A 3976-nucleotide genomic window follows, 5' to 3' on the forward strand; every position below is an offset into this window, starting at 1 on the left:
CCTGCAGCTCACGGTAACTGATGCCGTATTTGCAGTACCAGCGTACGGCCCACAGAATGATGTCACGCTGAAAATGCCGGCCTTTGAATGGGTTCATGTACAGCTCCATCAGCAAAAGGGGATGATAAGTTTATCACCACCGACTATTTGCAACAGTGCCAATTAATTCTCCAACCTGTTTGGCGGCCATAGCATAAGCAATAGCTGAGCCAGCACCGCCTGTTCCAGCTAGATAGACTCTTTTACCTGTCACATCGAAGCCTCTTTTCAAAAGGCTCGATACGAAACCTTCACCATCGAGCATATCCCCATGTAGTTGGCCCTGAGCATTCCTCCTGATGACGTTGCATCCTCCGATTGCCATAGCAGATTCACTGGCTGAATCAATTAATGAAAGCGCATGTTGTTTGTGAGGCATCGTTATAATGGCACCACGAAAATTCTGAATACATTTCAGACCATTGACAGCGGTTTGCAGACCTACAGAGTTTATATGGAGAGGGACCATCAAAGTGTCGGGGATTTGTTTTTCAAGGATGGCGGCATTTATCATGAGTGGAGCGCTGACCTGAGCGATCGGGTCACCTATGATCGACAACAGTTGCAATTTACCACTAACAATACTGAGTTCATTCATCACTGATACCCGTATGTAAAATAAATTAACCAGACTATTTTACATAGGATTACATGAAAGACTGGTTTAATGGCAAGTAGAAATGCTGTATCAGCCACCTCAACAGGGGAAGACACATCTACATACAGTGATTGAAGGTTACGCCTTCAAATGCTCATATGTCAATAACGTAATTAGAGAATTTGTAGAAACCTACATGTCAGGCTTATTGCGAGATATAATAGATTTAAATTGTACTTTTAATACCTGATACAACGATAAATCTCCAAAATTTGGTGTAAATAATTATCTCATCTGTATTTTTTAGTGGAACATTCGTATTGTCCTGTCCCCCGTTGACTACACATTCTGAAGTGAGGGATGTCTGTTCTTAGAACGAAGCGGACAAGATGGCTGGGTTAGAGGTCCGCTGTGAGCGAAAAGCAGTCCTAATATTGCTGTACTTGTTGTGATTGAAAGACGGGTAGCCGGAAGTCGCCTTGACCCGCATGGCATAGGCCTATCGTTCCCACGATCAGCGATCGGCTCGTTGCCCTACGCCGCTCCAAAACCCGCGACGCAGCGCCGGCAGGCAGAGCAAGTAGAGGGCGGCACCTGCAATCCATGCCCACCCGTTCCACGTTGTTATAGAGGCCGCATAGATCGCCGTGAAGAGGAGGGGCCCGACGATCGAGGTCAGGCTGGTGAGCGCCGCAAGAGATCCTTGAAGCTGCCCCTGACGTTCCTCATCTACCTGCCTGGACAACACTGCTTGCAGCGCCGGCATTCCGATGCCACCCGAAGCAAGCAGGACCATAATCGGGAACGCCATCCATCCCCTTGTCGCCAAGGCAAGCAGGATGTAGCCTGCGCCGTCGGCAATCATTCCGAGCATGAGTGCCCGCCTTTCGCCGAGCCTGGTGGTTACAGGGCCGGTGATCATTGCCTGGGCGAGTGAATGTAGAATACCAAATGCGGCAAGCGAAATGCCGATCAAGCTCGTGTCCCAATGAAAGCGATCCTCGCCGAAGATGACCCAAAGCGTGGCCGGCGCCTGTCCGACGAGTTGCATGATGAAGAAGACAGCCATCAGGGCGGCGATGACGGTCATGCCCCGGACCCACCGGAACGAAGCGAGCGGGTTGAGAGCCTCCCGGCGTAATGGTCGACGTTCGCCTTTGTGCGACTCCGGCAAAAGGAAAATGCCCATCAGGAAATTGAGGCCATTCAAGGCTGCTGCGGCGAAGAACGGAGCATGGGGGGAGAAACTGCTCATCAGCCCACCGAGCACAGGTCCCGCGACCATCCCGAACCCGAAACAGGCGCTCATGAAGCCGAAGTACCGCGCGCGCTCATCCCCATCTGTGATATCGGCAATATAGGCGCCGGCTACCGCACCAGTCGCCCCGGTGATGCCGGCCACGATGCGCCCGATATAGAGAACCCAAAGGAAAGGCGCCGTCGCCATGATGGCGTAGTCGATAGCGGCGCCGGACAGCGAGACGAGCAAGACCGGCCGCCGGCCGAAACGATCCGATAGCGCACCCAGCACAGGCGCGCAGGCAAATTGCATCAACGCATACAGCGCCAGCAAAATGCCATAGTGGGCGGTGACGTCGTTCGAGTGAACCAGATCTCGCAGGAGGCCCGGCAGCACCGGCATAATCAGGCCGATGCCGACAGCGTCGAGCGCGACAGTGCACAGTATTACGATCAGGGGTCTGTTGGGTTTCACGTCTGGCCTCCGGACCAGCCTCCGCTGGCCTCCGGACCAGCCTCCGCTGGTCCGATAGAACTCACGGATCCTTTATCACTGATAAGTTGGTGGACATATTATGTTTATCAGTGATAAAGTGTCAAGCATGATAAAGTTGCAGCCTAATACAGTTATCCGTGTCGCCCTGGACCTGTTGAATGAGGTCGGCGTAGAGGCTCTGACGACACGCAAACTGGCTAAACGGTTGGGGGTTCAGCAGCCGGCGTTATACTGGCACTTCAGGAACAAACGGGCGCTGCTCGACGCACTGGCCGAAGCCATGCTGGCGGAGAATCATACGCATTCGGTGCCGAGAGTCGACGACGACTGGCGCTCATTTCTGATCGGGAATGCCCGCAGCTTCAGGCAGGCGCTGCTCGCTTATCGCGATGGCGCGCGTATCCATGCTGGCACGAGACCGGGCGCACCGCAGATGGAAGTGGTCGACGCGCAGCTTCGCTTCCTCTGCGAGGCGGGTTTTTCGGCTTGGGACGCCGTCAATGCGCTGATGACAATCAGCTACTTCACTGTTGGGGCCGTGCTTGAGGAGCAGGCCGGCGACAGCGATGCCGGTGAGCGCGGCGGCACCATTGAACAGGCTCCGTTGTTGCGGGCCGTGATAGACACCTTCGACGAAGCCGGTCCGGACGCAGTGTTCGAGCTGGGGCTCGCGGTGATTGTCGATGGATTGGCGAAAAGGAGGCTCGTTGCGAGGAACATTCAAGGGCCGAGAAAGGGTGACGATTGATCAGGACCGCTGTCGGAGCGCAACCCGCTCACTACAGCAGAGCCATATAGACAACATCCCCTCCCCCTTTCCACCGCCTCGTGCGCCTGGCGGGCAAGAGCCAGGGCGGCCGTCTTCACATTCTGCCCTGCGCAGATAAGATAGATTTAGCGTGGACTCAAGGCTCTCGCGAATGGCTCGCGTTGGAGGCTTTCATTGATACTTGTGGGGCACCGCAGGGAAATACCGGCTATGTCGTGCTGCGCATCGCAGCCTGCGCCCTTGACTTGTCTCGCCTCTCGGGACTCACCCCTTGATACTGAACAATATCGCCAGCAGCTTCAGTCCTGTCCCGATAACCACCCCGTGGTATCCACTCCGATTTCAGACTGCGGAACAGTCATTCTGCAAAGCATTATCCCAGCAGTTCCCGCTGCGGCTCATGCTGAGCATCATTCCATATTGAGCGGCCAGAATCCGGTACGGCAGGCTGCAATATTGGGTTCCCTGGTCCGAATGGAAAATTATACCTCCCGGGCAACCTCGGCCCTGCCAAGCCATTGCCAGCGCTTGTTTTTGCAAGCAGGCTGTTTGCTTCTGACGAGAACGCCCAGACCACTAATTTATCTGTATATATTCAAGTTTCATCTTGTTTCCCCATGTAAGTATCCCTGCAAAACGAACCATTCACTTTTAGAGATCCTCCGACATACTAATTATGTCCTCTGAGGAGATCTCCATGCGTAAAGTCCGATTCACCGAGCTGCAGACATTCGGCCGGCACTGTTGCAAATAGTCGGTGGTGATAAACTTATCATCCCCTTTTGCTGATGGAGCTGCACATGAACCCATTCAAAGGCCGGCATTTTCAGCGTGA

At 54.0% G+C, this 3976-nt stretch carries 3 protein-coding genes and 2 pseudogenes; 1 reads left to right on the top strand and 4 read right to left on the bottom strand.

Annotation, left to right across the window (positions count from 1 at the left end; translation table 11 throughout):
* The 3 genes and pseudogenes from ACMWKA_RS25440 to tet(A) form a co-directional block, all read right to left on the bottom strand.
* Positions 1–97 (bottom strand): annotated as a pseudogene (locus ACMWKA_RS25440) (IS6 family transposase); the annotation flags it as partial.
* 36 nt (positions 98–133) lie between these two features.
* The gene (locus ACMWKA_RS25445; RefSeq protein ID WP_013851371.1) at positions 134–637 is read right to left on the bottom strand and encodes a shikimate dehydrogenase family protein; all 504 of its coding nucleotides are present in this window, start codon (positions 635–637) and stop codon (positions 134–136) included.
* Between the two features lie 514 nt (positions 638–1151).
* Entirely contained in the window at positions 1152–2351 is a 1200-nt protein-coding gene (tet(A), locus tag ACMWKA_RS25450) for a tetracycline efflux MFS transporter Tet(A) (protein WP_031942321.1), read from the bottom strand.
* Between the two features lie 127 nt (positions 2352–2478).
* Here tet(A) and tetR point away from each other — a divergent pair, with 127 nt between their 5' ends.
* A complete protein-coding gene (gene tetR, locus ACMWKA_RS25455; protein WP_013851373.1) occupies positions 2479–3120 on the top strand; it encodes a tetracycline resistance transcriptional repressor TetR in 642 nt (213 codons plus the stop codon).
* Between the two features lie 363 nt (positions 3121–3483).
* Here the strand turns inward: tetR and ACMWKA_RS25460 are convergent.
* Positions 3484–3687 (bottom strand): annotated as a pseudogene (locus tag ACMWKA_RS25460) (DDE-type integrase/transposase/recombinase); the annotation flags it as partial.
* Between the last annotated feature and the right edge of the window lie 289 nt (positions 3688–3976).

The organism is Enterobacter sp. 03-F-07-AD-ECC (assembly GCF_047530935.1).
GTDB classification, from domain to species: Bacteria; Pseudomonadota; Gammaproteobacteria; order Enterobacterales; family Enterobacteriaceae; genus Enterobacter; species Enterobacter cloacae.

Bases quoted from the DNA above. Each gene is read 5' to 3' on its own strand.
- ACMWKA_RS25445 (WP_013851371.1), bottom strand. From the start codon at position 637: ATGAATGAACTCAGTATTGTTAGTGGTAAATTGCAACTGTTGTCGATC.
- tetR (WP_013851373.1), top strand. From the start codon at position 2,479: ATGATAAAGTTGCAGCCTAATACAGTTATCCGTGTCGCCCTGGACCTG.